This window comes from Salinicola sp. 4072 (assembly GCF_036663415.1).
Taxonomy (GTDB): Bacteria; Pseudomonadota; Gammaproteobacteria; order Pseudomonadales; family Halomonadaceae; genus Salinicola; species Salinicola salarius_A.
Genome location: NZ_JAXOVV010000015.1, coordinates 81,000 through 99,264, shown reverse-complemented (window position 1 = coordinate 99,264; position 18,265 = coordinate 81,000). Strand labels below are relative to the sequence as shown.

Genomic DNA, 18,265 nt, shown 5'->3' with positions numbered 1-18,265 from the left:
TATTTGGCTGGATGAAGGAAAAGCGGCGACTTTGTACTCGCTACGACAAGCTGGCAAAAAGTTACCGTGCCATGGTCACGCTGGCCTGCATCGAGCGCTGTTTACGGGTCTATTTTTCAGACAGAGCGTAGGGCGACGGCGAAGATGCCGAGTTCGAATCCCTTGAACTGCTCTACAGCCGCCTGATTGCGGATTTTTGGGAACTACAGGGCGGCGTGGGTTACCAGGGCGGCGTGTTTTCCGATGATCACGCCGAGCGCACCTACGGTGTGGTCGGCCTGCAGGGTGTGATGCCCTACGGTATCGAAACGGACGTCGCCCTACAGCTCAGCGAGGACGGCGATCTGGCCGCCAGTTTCGAGGGCGAATACGACCTGCGCCTGACCCAGCGGCTTTACCTGCAGCCACGCACGGAAATCGCCATGGCCGCCAATGGAGTCGAAGCATTTGGCGTGGGCGAAGGATTGAACTCCGTGCGTGTCGGCATGCGATTAGGCTACGAGGTAACGCGCCGTGTCGCGCCTTACATCGGCGCTTACTGGGAAAAGGAGTACGGTGAGACTGCGGATCTAACTCGTGCCAGCGGTGATAGAACGGAGGGCACGGGCGTTGTCGCGGGTATCAGACTAATCTTGTGAATCATCCGGTGGATTCAGGGCAACGTCGGGTAGTGTTTGCGGAATACATGGGTGGTGGCGCAAATGCGCAGTGGAGACGGTGAGTCGGTTCGAGGCGCACTGTAGTGTGTGTTCGAGTAGTGTTGCGCTATCTTGACCACTGCGCCGCCGTCTCGAGCACCGTTGCCAGGGGAGAACTTGCCATGACCGTAATGACCGCCGCCGAAATCGAGGACTTCCTCGATGACGTCTTTCCTCAGCGTCAGGGCACCATCGAGGCCGTGGATCACATGCGGGCGACCATGAGCCTGGCGATCGAGGACGAGCATTTGCGCCCCGGCGCCTGTGTTTCCGGTCCGTCGATGGTCAACTTGGCCGACGTCTGTCTCTATGTGGCGGTTCTGGCCCAGATCGGGCCGGAGGCGATGGCGGTGACCAGCAATCTCAATTGCCATTTTTTGCGGCGTGCGCGCAGCGACCGGGACCTGATCGCCAACGCACGCATTCTCAAGCTCGGCCAGCGTCTCGCGGTAGGCGAGGTCCAGCTCTTTTCCACCGGCGACGACGAGCCCGTCGCGCTGGTGACGGCGACCTACGTGCTGCCGGATCGGGATGACTGAAGCGCGGGCTTGATGCAGGACGCTTCGATCTACGCCGTAGCCGGCCGTTGACGCCAGGCACTCCACGCCAGCACCAGCCAGCCCGCCATCAACAGCAGACCGCCGAAGGGCGTGACTATCCCCAGCGGGCGTGCGCCAACCAGCACCAGGCAGTAGAGCGAGCCGCTGAACAGCACCATGCCCGCGAACCAGAGCTTGATGGCCAGCATCTGCCCCTGCAGGGCGCGTTGTCCATGCCAGGCGAGCACGGCCATGACCGCCAAGGTGTGCCAGGCCTGGTAGCGTACGGCGGTATGGAAGACTTCGAGATCGCGCGGGGAGAGCGTGCTGGTCAGCGCATGGGCGCCAAAGGCACCGGCCGCCACGAGAACGAATCCGCTCAGGGCAGCGAAACTCCAGGCCCACTTTTGGTGCATGTTGCGACTCCTTGATGGCGACTATGCTTTGGGGATGTTGACGGTCGGTGCGGCCTTGCGTGAAACGTCAGCCATCCCTAGGGGCGTCAGCCGCGGAATTGACGCCCGCTAGTCTAGCGCGTAAAAAACCGCCTCGGCAGCCGCCCTGCAGCGTTTGCGACGTCATCGTTACCCCCAAGGATCTCCGAAATGGAATTCATCAACACGCTTCACGACGCGGTCTACTCGGTCATGACTCCGGTCAGCGAATTCGTCTGGACCTATATTCTGCTTTATCTGCTGTTGGGGGCGGGGGTTCTGTTCACCGTTCTCACCGGTTTCATGCAGTTCCGGCTGTTCGGTCACATGGCTCGCGTTACTTTCAACAGCCGCGGTTCCGGCAGTGGCGTCAGCGGCTTTCAGGCCTTCGCGACCTCGCTGGCGGCTCGGGTCGGCACCGGCAACCTCGCGGGCGTGGCGATTGCGCTGTGGGTCGGTGGCCCCGGGGCGATCTTCTGGATGTGGATGACGGCGCTGGTCGGCTTCGCGACCTCCTTCATCGAGTCGACGCTGGCCCAGACCTACAAGAAGCGCAACGAGGACGGTGTCTTCCGCGGCGGCCCCGCTTACTACATCGAACGGGCGCTGGGGCAGCGCTGGATGAGCGTGCTGTTCGCGATCTTCCTGTTGATCGCCTACGGCCTGGCCTTCAACGGCGCGCAGTCCAACACCATCGCGCAGGGGCTGTCCCAGGCGTTCTCGATTCCCAACTGGGTGACCGGCGTCGCATTGGTGATCATCACTGCGCTGGTGATCTACGGCGGGCTCAAGTCCGTGGCGCGCACCGCCGAGAAGATCGTGCCGATCATGGCCATCGGATACTTCCTGGTGGCGCTGTACGTACTGGTGGTGAACATCGGCGAAGTGCCCGCCATGCTGGAGCTGATCGTCAAGAGCGCCTTCGGTTATGGCCCGGCGGTGGGCGGCGCCGTCGGCTACACTATCAAGATTGCGATGGAAAACGGCATCAAGCGTGGCCTGTTCTCCAACGAGGCGGGCATGGGCTCGGCGCCTAATGCCGCCGCCCAGGCCGACGTCAAGCATCCGGCGGCGCAGGGGCTGGTGCAGTCCTTCGGCGTATTCATCGATACCCTGGTGATCTGCAGCTGCACGGCGGTGGTGATTCTGCTTTCCGGTGTCTACGAGCGCCTGATGAGCACCTCGCCGGGTCAGGACATCGTCGGCATCCAGTTGACCCAGGACGCGATGGTCGATCACCTTGGCAGCTTCGGCGAGATCTTCATCGCGATCGCCATCTTCCTGTTCGCGTTTACCTCGATCATCGCCAACTTCTCCTACTCGCAGATCAACATCGAATATCTGTTCCGGGGCCGTGCCAAGGCCGCGGTTTCAGTACTGCGGGTGGCGGTGCTGGCGATGGTCATGATCGGTTCCGTGGCGCAGTTGCAGTTCGTGTGGGACTTTGCCGACCTCGCCATGGGGTTGATGGCCACGACCAACCTCATCGCGATTCTGCTGCTGTGTCCGATCGCGCTGCGCGTGCTCAAGGATTACGAGCGTCAGCGCAAGGCGGGCGTGCACGAGCCGACGTTCGATCCCAAGAAGGTGCTGAAGCGCCCCGAACAGGTCGACGCCGACGTCTGGCCCGCGCGCGAAAGCACCGACCAAGTCGCGCGCGACGCCTGACCGGGATGCCTGGTTCTCCTTGAGGCGCTACAATGCGCCTCCTCGAGATCTGCTTCAGGGAGGCCGCCATGCAGATTCAGCTCAACGGTGAACCCAGCCAGCTCGATGGCGAGCAGACACTGGCCCAACTGGTCGATTCGCTCGGCCTGACGGGGCGGCGTATCGCCATCGAAGTCAACGAAGAGATCGTGCCACGCAGCCTGCACGCGCAGACGCGCCTGAACGACGGCGACAGCGTGGAGATCGTGCATGCCATCGGCGGGGGTTGATCCCCCCCAGATCCATGACCAGGAGTCATTCATGTCTCAGTTGATCCAGGACACCCCGCTGATCGTGGCCGGACGCCGCTTTGCGTCTCGATTGCTGGTCGGCACCGGTAAATACCGCGACTTCGACGAAACCGCCGCAGCCATCGAGGCGAGCGCTGCCGACGTGGTGACGTTCGCGGTCCGTCGGACCAACCTGGGCCAGAACCCGGACGAGCCCAACCTGCTCGATGCGATATCGCCGTCGCGCTACACGCTGCTGCCCAATACCGCCGGCTGTTACACCGCCAAGGATGCCGTGCGGACCTGCAAGCTCGCGCGCGAACTGCTCGATGGCCACAACCTGGTCAAGCTCGAAGTGCTGGGCGACGAGAAGACGCTCTATCCCAATGTGGTCGAGACGCTGGCTGCCGCCGAGACCCTGGTCAACGACGGCTTCGACGTCATGGTCTACACCAGCGACGATCCGATCGTTGCCAAGGAACTCGAAAAGCGCGGCTGCTGCGCGGTGATGCCGCTGGGCTCGCTGATCGGCTCCGGCAATGGCCTGCTCAATCCGGCGACGCTGGCGCTCATCATCGAGCACGCCGAGGTGCCGGTGCTGGTCGATGCCGGGATCGGCACGGCTTCCGATGCGGCGTTGGCGATGGAGATGGGCTGCGATGGCGTGCTGATGAATTCCGCCATCGCCCACGCCAGGCATCCGGTGATGATGGCCCACGCCATGCGCAAGGCGATCGAAGCCGGGCGCGAAGCGTTTCTCGCCGAACGCATGCCGCGCCGCCAGAGCGCCAGCCCCTCTTCGCCGTTCGCCGGGCGGATCAACGCCTGAGCCTTCCGGTCGACTCCCGCAGGGCCGCTGCCAGCCAGCGGCCATTTCCTTTACTTGCCCTGTTGATTCCTCCGCATGACTGACAAGACGACGCCCGATACCCAATCTCCCGCCGAAGAGGCGCCCGTGCGCCGTGGCATCAAGAGTTACGTGCTGCGCGCCGGACGCATGACGGCAGCGCAGGAGCGTGGCCTGAAGGAGGTCTGGCCCAAGTGGGGGCTGACGCTGGCCGATGGCCGCCAGGATCTCGAGCAGCTGTTCGGCCGCAAGGCGCCCTGCGTGGTGGAAATCGGCTTCGGCATGGGCAAGTCGCTGGTCGAGCAGGCCGAGCGCCATCCCGAGACGGACTTCATCGGCATCGAGGTTCACGCACCCGGCGTGGGCAAGCTGCTCGACGAGGCCGACAAACGCGGGCTTACCAACCTGCGTGTCTATCGCGAGGATGCGCTCGCCGTGCTGGCGGACTGCCTGCCGGAAGCGAGCATCGACACGCTGCAGCTCTTCTTCCCCGACCCGTGGCCCAAGAAGAAACACCACAAGCGGCGTATCGTGCAGTTGCCGTTCGTCGAGCTGGTGCGTTCCCGCCTCGAGCCGGGCGGCAAGCTGCACATGGCGACCGACTGGCAGCCCTATGCCGAGTTCATGGCGGAGGTGATGGCCGAGGCGCCGGGGTTCGTCAACACCGCGCCGGCCGAGACGGCGCCCTACGTCGAGCGCCCCGATTTCCGCCCGCTGACCAAGTTCGAACAGCGTGGCGAGCGCCTGGGTCACGGCGTCTGGGATCTCATCTACCGGCGCGTCTGATCGCGCCGCTGCCCATCGCCGAACGCCGAGATCAGAAAGACGAGACCCGCCGCGCCAAGCTGTGCCGTCAAGGTCGCCGGCCTGCCGCGGCCCTGGGGCGCCGGCATACCTGGGTCACGGGCATAAAAAAGGCCGCCCTGGGCAGGGCGGCACTAAGGACCGTGACTAGCATGATGAGGAGATAACCATGGCAGGAACCTGACATTCGCTGCTGTGGTCAGTGGCGTTTGGCGACGCCACGATGGAAAGGTTAATCATTCTCATTCATCGTTGCAAGCGTAACGAGAATCTTTTTTATTTGGGGCGGTCAATTCCTCCCGACACCGTGTGCTCAGTTCACGCCAAAAGCGTTCAAGAGCAGCGGCAATGTCGCCATGGCCAGCAGCGTCTGGCCGGTGATCACGGCGGCCATCAGTTCCGCGTCACCGCCCAGTTGACGGGCCAGGATATACGCCGACGTGGCGGTCGGCAGCGCGGCGAACAGCAGCGCGACATCTCGGTCCGCGCCGTGAAGGCCGACCATCCAGGCCAGCGCCAGTACGATCAAAGGGGTGACGAGCAGCTTGAGTGCGCTCGACAGCCAGAATGCCTTGCCGCTGTGCCATAGTGCCTGGGGGCGCAGTGCCACGCCCACGGCGACCAGCCCCAGCGGCAGAGCGGCATTGCCGAGCAGTTCAATGGCCTCGAAGCTCCAGCCGGGCAGGCCGATACCGCTGAGATTCAGCGCGATCCCCAGCAGGCAGGCCAGAATCAGCGGGTTCCGCAGCAACGCCACGGCGCTGCGACGCAGGCTGGCGCTACCCAGCGTGCCGGACGCGATGAAGGCCAGCACGCAGAGAATATTGGCGGTCGGTACCATCAGCGCGACCGCCACGGCCGCCACCGTGGTGCCGGTCGCGCCATGCAACGCCGTGGCACCGGCGACGCCGACGTAGGTGTTGAAGCGGACCACGCCCTGAAAGGCCGAAGTGAAGGCGGGAGGCGCCAGCGCCAGGCGATGTCGCGCCAGCCAGAGGCCCAGGCCCAGCAGTGTCATGGTGCCGAGCAGCGTCACGCCGAGGCGCAGTACCGGCACCTGTCTGACGTCCGCGGTCGCCAGCGTTGCCACCAGCATGGCCGGGAACAGCAGGTAGTAGATGAAACGCTCGAGTCGGGGCCAGAAATCGCCACCCGGAAATCGTGCCCAACCCAGGGCGGCTCCGAGTAGAATCAGCAGAAAAAGCGGGCCCAGGGCGTTAGCGATATCGCTCATGTGTCATCCTTGTCGAGCGCTCCGATGAGGTTCGCGGCGCCGGTGCCGGCCAGTTTATCGACTAATACCCAACCCTTGGAGTCTTCGAAAGTCCATGGCTGCCTACGAAGAGGAAACTCCCAGACCGCGAATGCTCAACCTGCTGATCGGCGTCACTCTGATGACGATCGTCATCGCGCTCTGGTATTTGCTCGATTACTACTACCTGCGGGAGTCGACCCGTGACGTGACCTGGTATCCGCCGGCACAAGGCTGCGTGCTGCTGGATGGTGGGTGCCACGCCAACCTTGGGATCGATTCGTCATTGGGGTTCGCGTTGCAGGAGGTGCACGACGGCGAAGGCATGTTGACGTTCGAGGTTCGCGTTCATGGCCGCGCGCCGCAATCGGTGACGGTCCAGTTCATCGGTCGCGACATGAACGTGCAGTCGCGGCGGCTTTCGCTACAGTCGAAAGGGGATGGCTTGTTCGTCGGGCAGGGAACGCTGGGGCTGTGCAGCGCTCACGTGGATGCCTGGCGCGCGCAGGTGGTGGTGCTGAGCGATCATGGCTTGAAAGGCAGCTGGTTCGACTTCGACAGCCAGGAGCTGGGCGGGCCGACGGGAAGAGACGACAGGCGCTGCCTGTAAACGCCGACGCCGGCCTCGATGGGCCGGCGTCGGTATAGCGGTGGGTGAACGTGGCGAGCGAGACGAAAGCCACGCCGTCGGCGTTTAGCTGTCGCCGTTGTCACCCGCGTCGCTGCTGCTGTCGTCGGGGTTGATGGCAAGCAGCTCGACCTTGAACTTCAGCGCCTGGTTGGGGCCGATGGGGCCGCCGGTACCGGCCGGGCCGTAAGCGAGGTCGGAGGGAACGGCGATTTCCCAGGTATCGCCGACGTGCATCATCTTCAGCGCTTCCTGCCAGCCGGGGATGACCTGATCGACCTTGAACGAGATCGGTTCGCCACGCTTGTAGGAGCTGTCGAAGACGGTGCCGTCCGGCAGGGTGCCTTCGTAGTTGACGCGAACGGTATCGTCGGCGCTCGGGGATTCGCCGTCACCGGATTCCAGGACCTTGTACTGCAAGCCGGAATCGGTGGTCTCGACGCCCTCTTTCTTGGCGTTTTCGGCGAGGAAGGCTTCACTCTTCTTGCGGTTTTCGTCCGCGACCTTCTTCTGCTCGGCTTTCTGCTCGGCGATCTTCTGCTGCTGATACTGGGTCAGCGTGCTGCTGATCTCGTCCTGACTCATCTGCAGGTCGGCGTCGCCGTAGACGTCCTTGATGGCCGCCGCAAAGGCATCGACGTCGAGATCCTTGATGTCCTTGGACAGACCCTGACCCAGCGTGGCGCCGATGCTGTAGCTGAGCTTCGCCTGGTCACTGTCGAGATCGACCTTGTCCTGCGCGAAGGCTGTCAGCGGCAGCGTCATGATGCTGCCGAGCGCGACGGCGGTTACCAAACGTTTCATGCAAACTCCTTGGGTCACGAATGAAACCGATGTTGGCCAGAGTGTAAAGAAGCCTCGAACACCGGCTGGATAGTCGTGTTGTGACTCTAACAGGTGGGTTTTGGTTCCGCATCCGGGGCATCGATTGTCCAGCGCGTCATCAATCGGCGTAACGGCAGGTAATCGTCGGCCGTCATGTCGCGCAGGGTTCGGCAGGAAGCCAGCGCCTGCTCGAGCGGGGAATTCCCCTCGGCGACGAGCGTGGGGAGCGCTTCCAGGCGCGTCAGCATCTCGCGTTCGGCCTGCAGCTCGGCCTGCTTGAGCGTCTGGCGTAACGGCTCCAGCTGCGGCCGCCGCTGCGCCTCGCTTTTCAATGCGCGTCGTCGCTCGCGCAGCGGTACGGTCATCTCGCGTTGCCAGCATCTCGCCTCGGCCAGGGCATTGGCTGCCGCCGGGTCAGGGCGTTGGCGGCGCTCGCTCAGCCAGGCGACCCACAGCAGTTCGCAGATGTCCCAGCCGTGTTCATCCTGCAGCATCAGGCATTCGGCCTCGACGCCGGAGCGAGCGTAGCGGTCCAGGGCATAGGACCAGAGTGAATCGGACCAGAGCGAGTCGGATGCAGCGGTGACGGACATGACATTCCATACCGGTGGCGGATGGCTGATAGAATGAGCGCCCATTCGATGCGCCCTGGAGCCCGGCATGATCGCATTCCGCCAACTCGCCCTGCAACGCGGCACCCGACGACTGTTCGAGGGCGCCGACCTGATGCTGCACGAGGGGCAGAAGGTCGGCATCGTCGGTGCCAATGGTGCCGGCAAGTCGAGCCTGTTCGCGCTGATCCGGGGTGAGCTCGGCGCCGACGCCGGTAGCGTCGAGATCGCCGGTGGCAAGCGGATCGCCCACATGGCACAGGAGGTTTCCGCCATTGAACGGCCGCTGGTGGAGTTCGTGCTCGACGGTGACGACGCCTTGCGCGAGACGGAGACCGCGCTGGCCGAGGCGCAGGCCAATGGTGACATGCAGCGCGAAGCCGTGCTGCACGGCCAGATCGAGGCCCTCGATGGCTATACCGCCCGGGCTCGCGCCGAACAGCTGCTCGCCGGGCTGGGGTTCGCCCAGGACGATCTCTATCGCCCGCTGGCGGCCTTCTCCGGTGGCTGGCGGATGCGCGTGGGTCTGGCCCGGACGCTGTTCACGCCGTCGGAAATCCTGTTGCTCGACGAGCCGACCAACCACCTGGATCTGGATGCGCTGCTGTGGCTCGAGCAGTGGCTGACGCGCTATCCCGGCACGCTGATGCTGATCTCCCACGATCGCGATTTCCTCGACGCGGTCTGCGACCACATCCTGCATATCGATCAGGGCCAGTTGATGCTCTATCGCGGCCATTACAGCGCCTTCGAACGTGCCCGTGCCGAGCGCCAGATCCAGCAACAGGCGGCGTTCGAGAAGCAGCAAGCGCGGCGGGCGGAGATCGAAGGCTTCGTCGAGCGCTTCCGCGCCAAGGCGACCAAGGCGCGTCAGGCCCAGAGCCGATTGAAGATGCTTGAGCGCATGGAGACCATCGCCGCGGCGCGGGTCGATTCGCCGTTCCGCTTTCAACTGCCGTGTGCCGACAAGACCTCGACGCCGCTCCTATCGCTGGATCAGGCCTCGCTGGGGTATCCCGAGCGCACGATCCTCGAAGGCGTGAAAGCGTCGATCCTGCCCGGTGAGCGTATCGGCTTGCTGGGGCCCAACGGCGCGGGTAAATCGACGCTGATCAAGACCCTGATCGGCGATCTGCCGCCGCTCGCCGGCGCCCGCGTACCGGGCGAGAACCTGGTGGTAGGCTACTACGCCCAGCATCAGCTGGAGCATCTGGATCTCGGCGCGACGCCGTTCACCCACGTGCAGCGGCTCTCGCCCACGGCCAGCGATCTGTCGATTCGCAACTTCCTCGGGGGGTTCGGCTTCCGTGGCGACGACGTGTTCGGCGACGTGTCGCGGTTCTCCGGTGGCGAGAAGGCGCGTCTGGCGCTGTCGCTGGTGGCCTGGGAAAAGCCCAACCTGCTGCTGCTGGACGAGCCGACCAACCACCTCGATCTGGACATGCGCGAGGCACTGGCCGAAGCGCTGGCGGAGTACGAAGGCGCGGTGATCATCGTGTCTCACGACCGTCACCTGCTGCGGGCCAGCGTCGATACGTTCTGGCGCGTTGCCGACGGGCGCGTCGAGCCTTTCGATGGCGATCTCGACGATTACCACCAGTGGCTGAAGTCCCGGGAAACGGAGCGGCGGCGCGACCTGAAGCAGGAGGCGCGCCAGGAGAAAGGGCCGGCGGATGGCGGCGATCGCAAGGCGGCGCGGCGGGCAGCCGCCGAACGTCGCGAGCAGATGAAGCCGCTGCGCAAGCAGCGCGACGCGACGGAAAAGAAGCTCGACAAGGCGCAGGCAGCCCTTTCGGCCCTGGAGGCGCGGCTGGCGGACCCGGACATTTACGACGCCGCCCGCAAGGACGAGCTGGCGCGCCTGGTCCGCGAACAGGGCGAGCTTCAGGCCGAGGTGGAGCAGCTCGAGAGTGACTGGATGGCGGCGGAAGAGGCCTTGGAGGCGATGGAGGCGGAACTGCTGCAGGCGGAATCCTGACGCCATTGATGCTGGCCGCTGGCTTCGAGCTTCGAGCTTCGAGCTTCGAGCTTCGAGCTTCGAGCTTCGAGCTTCGAGAAAGGGATTGCGAACTTTCAGCGGGATCGAATCCTGAATTCCGCGGCTCGCGGCTCGCGGCTCGCGGCTCGCGGCTCGCGGCTCGCGGCTCGCGGCTCGCGGCTCGCGGCTCGCGGCTCGCGGCTCGCGGCTCGCGGCTCGCGGCTCGCGGCTCGCGGCTCGCGGCTCGCGGCTAATCGGCGTAGATCATCTTTCTGGTCATCCCTCCATCCACGCTGATGTGCTGGCCGGTAATGAACCCCGCCTTGTCGCTGGCGAGAAAGGCTATCGTCGCGGCGACATCGGCGGGCTGGCCGACGCGTCCTGCCGGATGCTGGTTGCGATCGATATCGCGATGTTCAGGCTCGCTACGCTGGCTAGTCTTTTGCCACGGTCCGGTTTCGATCCAGCCCGGGCAGATGGCATTGACGCGAATCTCCGGCCCCAGGCTGACGGCGAGTGCATGGGTCATGGAGAGCAGCCCACCCTTGGCCGCCGCATAGGACTCGCAGTGGGGTTCCGATTGCAGGGCGCGCGTGGAGGCGATGTTGACGATGGCGCCGCCACGGTGGCGCAGGCCGGGCACGGCGGCGCGGGTGCACAGGAAGGCGCCGGTCAGGTGGCTCTCCTGCCATCGTCGCCAGTCCGCCAGCGCCAGGTCCTCGATCGGGCCACACACCGGGTCGGCGAGGCCGGCGTTGTTGACCAGCAGATCCACGCCCGTGGACTGATCGTTTTCCTGCTGCCAATCCGTCAGATGCTGGAAGGCTTCCTTGACCTGCAGTTCGTCGCTGACGTCGACCACCATGGCCAGCAGCGTTGCCTCGGGGTAGTCGGCATCGAGTTCGGCCACCGCTTCCGGATCGCGATCCAGCGCCGCGACACGCCAGCCTTCGTCCAGCAGGAGCTCCACCGTGGCGCGCCCGATGCCCTGGGCGCCGCCGGTAATGATGGCGAGGGGGTGAGTCATGATCGAGAATCCTTTCATCGCGGCTCGAATGGCCGCTGTTCCCTGTTTATGCACCGCCGAATCCGGCGGGCATCGTTATTACCCGAGCCGTCGGTCAGCTCAAGTTTCCAGCATGAAAGTCACCGGCCCGTCGTTGATCAGCTCGACCTGCATGTCCGCGCCGAACCGGCCGGTTGCCACTTTGGGCCACGCCGTTTGGGCCTGCTCAACCAGATAGTCGAACATGGCCTGGCCGTGGGCCGGCGGCGCGGCGCTGGAAAAACTCGGGCGCAGCCCCTTGTCGGTCGATGCCACCAGCGTGAACTGGGAGACCAGCAGCAACCCGCCCTCGATCTGTTGCAGGTTGCAATTCATGCGTCCCTCGCCATCCGCGAACACCCGGTAGTGCAGCAGCTTGTGCAGCAAGCGGTCGGCGTTGGTCCGGTCGTCTTCCGCGGCGACGCCGACGAGCGCCAGCAATCCTTGATCGATACGCCCGACGGTCTCGCCGTCGATGTCGACCGAGGCCCGGCTGACTCGCTGGATCAGAGCTCGCATGGCGGTTTGGCATCTCTCTCGATTGGGAATGGGGCGATGAGCGAAAGTTTAGCACGCTGAGCCCCCGATGAAATGATCGAGATTAGTAGCAAGCAAAGCGTTATTGAAAACAGGCGGTACTAGAACGTATGTTTATGTTACCCATGCCTCAAGGGTTGGGTGACTGCTGGAAACTGGCGCCACACGCTGCCTGCTCACGTCGCGATGATTGAATCGCCTTTGAATAGCGGGTTTTGACGGCGCCGGGGCGCAATTGTCATGGGTCAATAAAGGCTTTGACGCCCGCTGCTTGGGTGGTGCTACTATCCAGACGGATCGAGCTGCAACGAATTGTCCTGGTTTGTCGAGAATGGATCATGACAATTTTGACGAGGCCACGCCAAGCTGGGCGAGATGAAAACGATAATGCGCCCGTCACCGAAAACTTGAGTTAATCGCGATCCGCCGCTGCGGATCCGAACCTTGCAGACGGAGATTTGAACGATGCGATACAACATCAATAAAGACGTTATCAATAAAGGCGTCACGACACTGATTGCCGGTTCCGTACTTTCCTGCCTGGCCGTAGGCATCGCGCAGGCCGCGTCACTCCAGGAAATCAAGGATTCCGGTTCGATCAAGATCGCCGTCGCCAACGAAATTCCCTACGGCTACATGGACATGAGCGGTGAGGCCAAGGGCGCTGGGCCCGATGTCATCCGCCATATCATGAACGAGATGGGCGTCGACGACATCGAGTGGGTCACTACCAACTTCAGCTCGCTGATTCCGGGCTTGCAGGCGAACCGTTTCGATATCGCCGCGGCCGAGATGGCCGTGTTGCCGGATCGCTGCCAGCAGGTGATCTACTCCGAGCCCAACTCCTCCTACGGTGAAGGGCTGCTGGTCAAGGAAGGCAATCCCAAGGATCTGCATGCGTTCAGCGACTTCGTCGAGGGCGACGCCAAGATCGCCATCATGGCGGGCGCGGATCAGTTGGACATGCTGCAGGCGCTCGGCGTACCGCAGGAGAACATGGTCACCATCTCCAGCAATGCCGATGCGATCTCCACAGTTTCGACCGGCCGCGCCGATGCCTATGCCGCGACCAGCCTGACGGTCAGCGAGCTGGCGGGCAAGAGCGATGACGTCGAGTCGGCAGCGGAATTCGTGGACCCGGTCATCGATGGCGAAGAAGTGCGTAGCTGGGGCGCGTTCGCGTTCAACAGCGACAATACCGAACTGCGCGATGCGGTCAACGAAGCACTCGAAGAGTACAAGCAGACCGACGACTGGAGCGAGACGCTGATGGGTTACGGTTTCAGCCAGGCCGATGTCGACGGCTCCAGTCACCGTACCACGGAAGAGCTTTGCACCGCGGATTCCTGAGTTTTGCAATCGAACTTCTGAACCCGATGTGACGGTGAGCGCTCGCTCGAGACGACGGTTCTCGGGCGAGCGTTCGGTTCGTCCTTGAACGGTGCCGGTACTGCCGGGACCGTTCGTTAGCGAATGCGGAGTCTCCCCGATGGAATGGACGAGCTATCTCGCCCCCTTGTCCCAGGGTGCGTGGGTGACCGTGCAACTCACGGTCTACTCGACGATTCTGGGCGGCATCTTTGCCTTCCTCTTCGGTCTCGGCAAGCTGTCTCACAATCCCCTGCTCAAGGGAATCAGCGTTGCCTATATCGAAATCTTTCGCGGTACGTCGCTGCTGGTGCAGCTGTTCTGGATCTACTTCGCGCTGCCCATCATGGGACAGGCGATCGGTCTCGACCTGCGCTTTCCACCGGTGGTGGCAGGGGTAGTCGCGCTGGCGCTGAATATCGGTGCCTATGGGGCCGAGGTCGTGCGTGGCGCGGTGCAGGCCGTGCCCAAGGAGCAGTACGAGGCGGCGACGGCGCTCAATTTCACCTCGCGCAAGCGGCTTTGGCGAATCACGCTGCCCCAGGCGATCCCGGAGATGATGCCGACCTTCGGCAATCTCGCGGTTCAGAATCTCAAGGACACCGCGCTGGTATCGCTGATCTCGCTGGGCGACATGGCTTTCCGCGCCGAACAGATCCGCAACTTCACTCAGGACAGCGTGACCGTCTATACCCTGGTCCTGTTCATGTACTTCGGCATGGCGCTGGTATTGACCGCGTGCATGAAACTGCTGGAACGCTACGTTGGCCGCTGGCGCGCGGCGGGGAGATAACGCATGTTTTTCGGCATCGAATGGGATACCAGTAGCCAGTGGGCCTTTGCGGTCTCGATCTTTCCGATTCTGCTGCATGGTCTGGTGGTGACCCTGCAGGCCACCGTGGTCGGCTTCTTTATCGCCCTGATCCTGGGGCTGGTGCTGGCGGCGCTGAAGAGCGCGCCGACTCGCCTCATCCGCTGGCCGGCCAAGCTGGTGACGGAATTCATCCGCGATACGCCACTGCTGATCCAGCTGTTCTTCCTGTTCTACGTTCTGCCCGAGTTCGGACTGACGCTGCCGGCGTTCCTGACCGGTGCGCTGGCGCTGGGCGTGCAGTACAGCGCCTACACCTCGGAAGTCTATCGCGCGGGCCTGGAGGCTGTGGCCAAGGGGCAGCGCGAAGCGGCGCGGGCGCTCAATCTGGCGTCGTCGCGAACCTTTACCCATATCATTCTGCCGCAGGCGGTTCCACGCATCATTCCCGCGCTGGGTAACTACCTGGTCTCGATCATGAAAGACGTGCCCGTGCTGTCGGTCGTGACCGTGCTGGAAATGCTTGGCGTGGCCAAGATCATCGGCGACCGCACCGGCGGCTATCTGATTCCGCTTTCCATGGTGGGTGGCCTCTATCTGGTAATGACGATCATCGCGTCCTTCGGTGTGCGCTACCTGGATACCCATTTGCCCAAGCGAGGCCTTTCTCTCAAATGAACGACGCCACGAAAACTCGCGATCCCATCATCAAGTTCGACAAGGTCGTCAAACGCTTCGGTGATCACGTGGTACTCGACGAGCTCGACTTCGAAGTCCAGCGCGGCGAGAAGGTCACCATCATCGGCCCTTCCGGCTCCGGCAAGTCGACCGTGCTGCGCATCCTGATGACGCTGGAGGAGATCAACGACGGCGTCGTCTACGTCGGCGGCGAGCCTCTCTGGCACCAGCGCAAGGGCGACTCGCTCGCGCCGGCCAGCGAGCAACATTTGCGCCAGATGCGCAGTCAGTTGGGCATGGTCTTCCAGCAGTTCAATCTGTTTCCGCACATGACGGTACTGCGCAATCTGACCGAAGCGCCGGTGCAGGTGCTGGGCGTGAGCAAGGCCGAAGCGAGAAAGCGCGGCATGGAGCTGCTGGAGATGGTGGGCCTGACCGATCAGGCCGGCAAGTATCCCCACCAGCTCTCCGGCGGCCAGCAGCAGCGTGTGGGCATTGCCCGTGCGCTGGCGATGCGGCCCAAGGTCATGCTCTTCGACGAGCCGACCTCGGCGCTGGATCCCGAGCTGGTGGGGGAGGTGTTGAACGTCATTCGCACTCTGGCGGACGAGCACGACCTGACCATGCTGCTGGTGACCCACGAGATGCATTTTGCGCGCCAGGTTTCCGACCGTATCTGCTTCTTCGACCAGGGGCGGATCAAGGAGCAGGGCAAGCCGGAGGATATCTTCACCGCGCCGAAGGAAGAACGGACCAAGGCGTTCCTGAAGGCGGTTCTCGATCCGGATGATTGAACACGAGCCACGAGCCACGAGCCACGAGCCACGAGCCACGAGCCACGAGCCACGAGCCACGAGCCACGAGCCACGAGCTACGAGCTACGAGCTACGAGCTACGAGCGTTGCCGTGCTGCCTCGCGGCGCCGGTCCAGCCAGAGCATGATCGGCCCGGCGGTCATGCCGTGGAAGAGGATGGAGGCCAATACCAGGAAGCTGACCAGCGTCCAGGCGCTGTCGAGCTCGCCGAATTCCGCCTTGCTGCTGGCGTAGGCGAGGTAATAGAACGAGCCCACGCCACGGATCCCGAACAGGCTGACCACCGCCTTTTCCCTCGACTTCATCTTTGAGCCGATCAGCCCGATCATGCCGGCCAGTGGCCGGATCACGAACAGGATCACCAGCCCGGCCACCGCCATCGGCCAGGTCAGGCCATCGAGCAGCGGCCCGGCCAGGCTGCCGCCGAACAGCACCAGCAGGAACATCATCAGCAGCCGTTCGATCTCTTCGGTGAAATCGTGCAGGCGCACGTGATAGTCGTGGGCTTCTTCCTGGGTACTGCGCAGGGCCAGCGCGCCAACGAACACGGCGATGAAGCCGTAGCCGTGGATCGCTTCTGCGCCGGCATAGGTGACGAAAGTGCCACCCAGGGCGACGAAGCCTTGCCCGGTGCTGGCGAGAGACATACGCCCCGACCGGAACATCAGCAGCCCCAGCAGCCAGCCAAAGAACCAGCCCGCCGCGACGCCTGCGGTGATCCGCCACAACACGTCCATGGTGAACCAGTCCCATGTCCACGCGCCGGGCGAGGTGCCGTTGATGGCTACGGCGATCGCCAGATAGGTGAACGGAAATGCCAGGCCATCATTGAGGCCGGCTTCCGAGGTCAGGCTGGCGCGCACCTTGTCGCCGGGGCCGGAACTCGGCGGGCCGACCTGGACGTCGGCGGCCAGCACCGGGTCGGTCGGCGCGATCACGGCGCCGATCAGTAGCGCGGTTTCCCACGGCAGGCCCAGGTAGTAGGCGCCCAGCGCGGCAATGCCGCCGATGGTCAGCGGCATGGTGATACCCAGGAGACGCTGCGTGTCCGTCCAATGACGCCATTTCAGCGGGTCGTCGATCTTCAGCCCGGCGCCGGCCAGCGAAATGATCACCGTGAGTTCCGTGAGTATCTCGAGCGTCCTGACGTGTTCTCTGGGCTGCAATCCCTCCGCGCCGAGCTGAGAGAACAGGGCGAAACCGATACCGATGCAGATGATCGGCAATGACAGCGGCAGTTTCGGTGTTAACGTCGGCACCCAGGCGACCAGCAGTATCAGCACACCCAGGCCGCCCAGAACAATGATGTGGGGGTCCATCCAGACTCGATCTCCCTATCTCTCCATCTCACTATGTGGGAGCCGGGATCCTTCCCGGCAGATGGCGAAGCAGTCACATACTATGGACCACGAACGAGAAGTTCACGACTGTTAGGGGAGATGTCGAAAGCTCGCGTTTAATGCAGATCACCACCAGGCATGAAAATGATGCGGTGGCCCTTTGCCTTGCCCTACATCGAGGCGCTCGCTAGCCATCAAGGCCTGATGCAACCATTGCTTGGCCGCTTCGATGGCACCGTCGACATCGGCCTTCTCTGGCGGCAGGTGCGCAAGGCAGGCGGCAATCGCCGAGGAGAGGCCGCAGCCGGCACCGTGAAGGTTGCGCGTCGGCAGGCGCGGCGCATCCAGCCAGCGTCTGTCATTTGGCATCCACAGCAGATCCGGGCAGCGTTCCAGCGGTAGATGGCCGCCTTTCAGCAGGCCATAGGGTGCCCCCAGCGCCGCAAGATCACCGACCATCGCCTCCATGTCGGCGAGGGTGCGGGGCGTCTCGGTGCCAAGCAGCGCGGCGGCTTCCGGCAGGTTGGGGGTGATCACGTCGGCCAGGGGGACCAGAACATCCCGCACCGCGCGCAACCCTTCGTCGTCTACCAGTCGGTCGCCGCTCTTGGCGACCATCACCGGATCGAGCACGATCCAGCGCGGGCGGCGTCGTGTCAGCGCTTCGGCAATCGTCCCCGCCACCTCGCGGCTGGCGACCATGCCGATCTTGACCGCGTCGATCTCGACGTCGTCGAGCAGGTTGTCCAACTGGGTGCGAATCAGCGTCACCGATACTGGCTCGACGGCTGCCACCCCGCGCGTATTCTGTGCAATCACAGCCGTGATCACGTTGGTGGCGTACACGCCGAGGGCCGAGAACGTCTTGATATCAGCCTGTAGACCTGCACCACCGGAAGGGTCCGATCCGGCGATCGTCAAGGCGTTGGGAATCGAGTGAGAAACCATGTGAGGACATTGCAAGCGACGGGAAAGCGTCTAGCCTAAGACAAGATGCTGCCATTGCCCAATGGCAAAGGCGTTTCCGCATGATATAGGCTGGTGAGGTGAGGCTGTTACGGGGGCCGCCAGATTTTCTGACAGACTGCAATAGGACTAATTAGCAGGCTTGCTATCAA

Annotated in this window: 19 protein-coding genes and 2 pseudogenes; 13 read left to right on the top strand and 8 right to left on the bottom strand. The window is 63.5% G+C overall.

The features are described from left to right. From R3F72_RS11715 to R3F72_RS11705, 3 genes and pseudogenes are all read left to right on the top strand, one after another. Positions 1–131 (top strand): annotated as a pseudogene (locus tag R3F72_RS11715) (IS5/IS1182 family transposase); the annotation flags it as partial. Positions 132–158: 27 nt separating this feature from the next. Beyond that, positions 159–638 (top strand): annotated as a pseudogene (locus R3F72_RS11710) (copper resistance protein B); the annotation flags it as partial. A gap of 182 nt (positions 639–820) precedes the next feature. Continuing rightward, the gene (locus R3F72_RS11705; protein WP_087718683.1) at positions 821–1,237 is read left to right on the top strand and encodes a PaaI family thioesterase; all 417 of its coding nucleotides are present in this window, start codon (positions 821–823) and stop codon (positions 1,235–1,237) included. Positions 1,238–1,266: 29 nt separating this feature from the next. Here R3F72_RS11705 and R3F72_RS11700 read toward each other — a convergent pair whose 3' ends face one another. Then, on the bottom strand, positions 1,267–1,653 hold the full coding sequence (locus R3F72_RS11700) for a DUF423 domain-containing protein (protein ID WP_303856806.1): 387 nt from the start codon (positions 1,651–1,653) through the stop codon (positions 1,267–1,269). Positions 1,654–1,842: 189 nt separating this feature from the next. Here R3F72_RS11700 and R3F72_RS11695 point away from each other — a divergent pair, with 189 nt between their 5' ends. The 4 genes from R3F72_RS11695 (at position 1,843) to trmB (ending at position 5,241) form a co-directional block, all read left to right on the top strand. Beyond that, a complete protein-coding gene (locus tag R3F72_RS11695; protein ID WP_332779719.1) occupies positions 1,843–3,339 on the top strand; it encodes an alanine/glycine:cation symporter family protein in 1,497 nt (498 codons plus the stop codon). Positions 3,340–3,407: 68 nt separating this feature from the next. Beyond that, a complete protein-coding gene (gene thiS / locus R3F72_RS11690; protein WP_087718706.1) occupies positions 3,408–3,608 on the top strand; it encodes a sulfur carrier protein ThiS in 201 nt (66 codons plus the stop codon). Between the two features lie 31 nt (positions 3,609–3,639). Continuing rightward, positions 3,640–4,437 carry a thiazole synthase gene (locus R3F72_RS11685; RefSeq protein ID WP_087718680.1) on the top strand — a complete coding sequence of 266 codons (798 nt, stop codon included), beginning with the start codon at positions 3,640–3,642 and terminating at the stop codon, positions 4,435–4,437. A 75-nt stretch (positions 4,438–4,512) separates the two neighbouring features. Next, the gene (gene trmB, locus R3F72_RS11680; RefSeq protein ID WP_087718679.1) at positions 4,513–5,241 is read left to right on the top strand and encodes a tRNA (guanosine(46)-N7)-methyltransferase TrmB; all 729 of its coding nucleotides are present in this window, start codon (positions 4,513–4,515) and stop codon (positions 5,239–5,241) included. A 331-nt stretch (positions 5,242–5,572) separates the two neighbouring features. Here the strand turns inward: trmB and R3F72_RS11675 are convergent, their stop codons facing one another. Next, the gene (locus R3F72_RS11675) at positions 5,573–6,493 is read right to left on the bottom strand and encodes an AEC family transporter (RefSeq protein WP_332779718.1); all 921 of its coding nucleotides are present in this window, start codon (positions 6,491–6,493) and stop codon (positions 5,573–5,575) included. Positions 6,494–6,587: 94 nt separating this feature from the next. On the opposite strand from R3F72_RS11675, the gene R3F72_RS11670 reads away from it, so the two are divergent. Further along, the gene (locus R3F72_RS11670) at positions 6,588–7,121 is read left to right on the top strand and encodes a hypothetical protein (RefSeq protein ID WP_332779717.1); all 534 of its coding nucleotides are present in this window, start codon (positions 6,588–6,590) and stop codon (positions 7,119–7,121) included. An 84-nt stretch (positions 7,122–7,205) separates the two neighbouring features. Here R3F72_RS11670 and R3F72_RS11665 read toward each other — a convergent pair whose 3' ends face one another. Both R3F72_RS11665 and R3F72_RS11660 read right to left on the bottom strand, forming a co-directional pair. Continuing rightward, positions 7,206–7,943, bottom strand: a complete 738-nt coding sequence (locus R3F72_RS11665) for an FKBP-type peptidyl-prolyl cis-trans isomerase (protein WP_332779716.1) — start codon at positions 7,941–7,943, stop codon at positions 7,206–7,208. An 86-nt stretch (positions 7,944–8,029) separates the two neighbouring features. Then, positions 8,030–8,557 carry a TIGR02444 family protein gene (locus tag R3F72_RS11660; RefSeq protein ID WP_332779715.1) on the bottom strand — a complete coding sequence of 176 codons (528 nt, stop codon included), beginning with the start codon at positions 8,555–8,557 and terminating at the stop codon, positions 8,030–8,032. A 67-nt stretch (positions 8,558–8,624) separates the two neighbouring features. Here R3F72_RS11660 and R3F72_RS11655 point away from each other — a divergent pair, with 67 nt between their 5' ends. Next, complete coding sequence (locus R3F72_RS11655) at positions 8,625–10,553, top strand: ABC-F family ATP-binding cassette domain-containing protein (protein WP_332779714.1); 1,929 nt, start codon at positions 8,625–8,627, stop codon at positions 10,551–10,553. Positions 10,554–10,803: 250 nt separating this feature from the next. On the opposite strand, the gene R3F72_RS11650 is transcribed toward R3F72_RS11655, so the two are convergent. Then, positions 10,804–11,580 carry an SDR family NAD(P)-dependent oxidoreductase gene (locus R3F72_RS11650; protein WP_087718672.1) on the bottom strand — a complete coding sequence of 259 codons (777 nt, stop codon included), beginning with the start codon at positions 11,578–11,580 and terminating at the stop codon, positions 10,804–10,806. Between the two features lie 99 nt (positions 11,581–11,679). Continuing rightward, the gene (gene dtd / locus R3F72_RS11645) at positions 11,680–12,117 is read right to left on the bottom strand and encodes a D-aminoacyl-tRNA deacylase (RefSeq protein ID WP_087718671.1); all 438 of its coding nucleotides are present in this window, start codon (positions 12,115–12,117) and stop codon (positions 11,680–11,682) included. A 483-nt stretch (positions 12,118–12,600) separates the two neighbouring features. On the opposite strand from dtd, the gene ehuB reads away from it, so the two are divergent. The 4 genes from ehuB (at position 12,601) to ehuA (ending at position 15,786) form a co-directional block, all read left to right on the top strand. Beyond that, positions 12,601–13,485 carry an ectoine/hydroxyectoine ABC transporter substrate-binding protein EhuB gene (gene ehuB / locus R3F72_RS11640; RefSeq protein ID WP_332779713.1) on the top strand — a complete coding sequence of 295 codons (885 nt, stop codon included), beginning with the start codon at positions 12,601–12,603 and terminating at the stop codon, positions 13,483–13,485. 139 nt (positions 13,486–13,624) lie between these two features. Then, positions 13,625–14,296, top strand: a complete 672-nt coding sequence (gene ehuC, locus R3F72_RS11635; protein ID WP_087718669.1) for an ectoine/hydroxyectoine ABC transporter permease subunit EhuC — start codon at positions 13,625–13,627, stop codon at positions 14,294–14,296. A gap of 3 nt (positions 14,297–14,299) precedes the next feature. Continuing rightward, on the top strand, positions 14,300–14,992 hold the full coding sequence (gene ehuD / locus R3F72_RS11630; RefSeq protein ID WP_087718668.1) for an ectoine/hydroxyectoine ABC transporter permease subunit EhuD: 693 nt from the start codon (positions 14,300–14,302) through the stop codon (positions 14,990–14,992). Continuing rightward, positions 14,989–15,786 carry an ectoine/hydroxyectoine ABC transporter ATP-binding protein EhuA gene (gene ehuA / locus R3F72_RS11625; RefSeq protein ID WP_087718667.1) on the top strand — a complete coding sequence of 266 codons (798 nt, stop codon included), beginning with the start codon at positions 14,989–14,991 and terminating at the stop codon, positions 15,784–15,786. The genes ehuD and ehuA overlap by 4 nt, the downstream gene beginning before the upstream one ends. 98 nt (positions 15,787–15,884) lie before the next feature. On the opposite strand, the gene R3F72_RS11620 is transcribed toward ehuA, so the two are convergent. Together R3F72_RS11620 and thiD are read right to left on the bottom strand one after the other, a co-directional pair. After that, on the bottom strand, positions 15,885–17,126 hold the full coding sequence (locus R3F72_RS11620) for a cation:proton antiporter (RefSeq protein ID WP_087718666.1): 1,242 nt from the start codon (positions 17,124–17,126) through the stop codon (positions 15,885–15,887). 147 nt (positions 17,127–17,273) lie between these two features. Beyond that, positions 17,274–18,095: a bifunctional hydroxymethylpyrimidine kinase/phosphomethylpyrimidine kinase gene (gene thiD, locus R3F72_RS11615; protein ID WP_087718665.1), complete on the bottom strand. Its 822-nt coding sequence runs from the start codon at positions 18,093–18,095 to the stop codon at positions 17,274–17,276. Between the last annotated feature and the right edge of the window lie 170 nt (positions 18,096–18,265).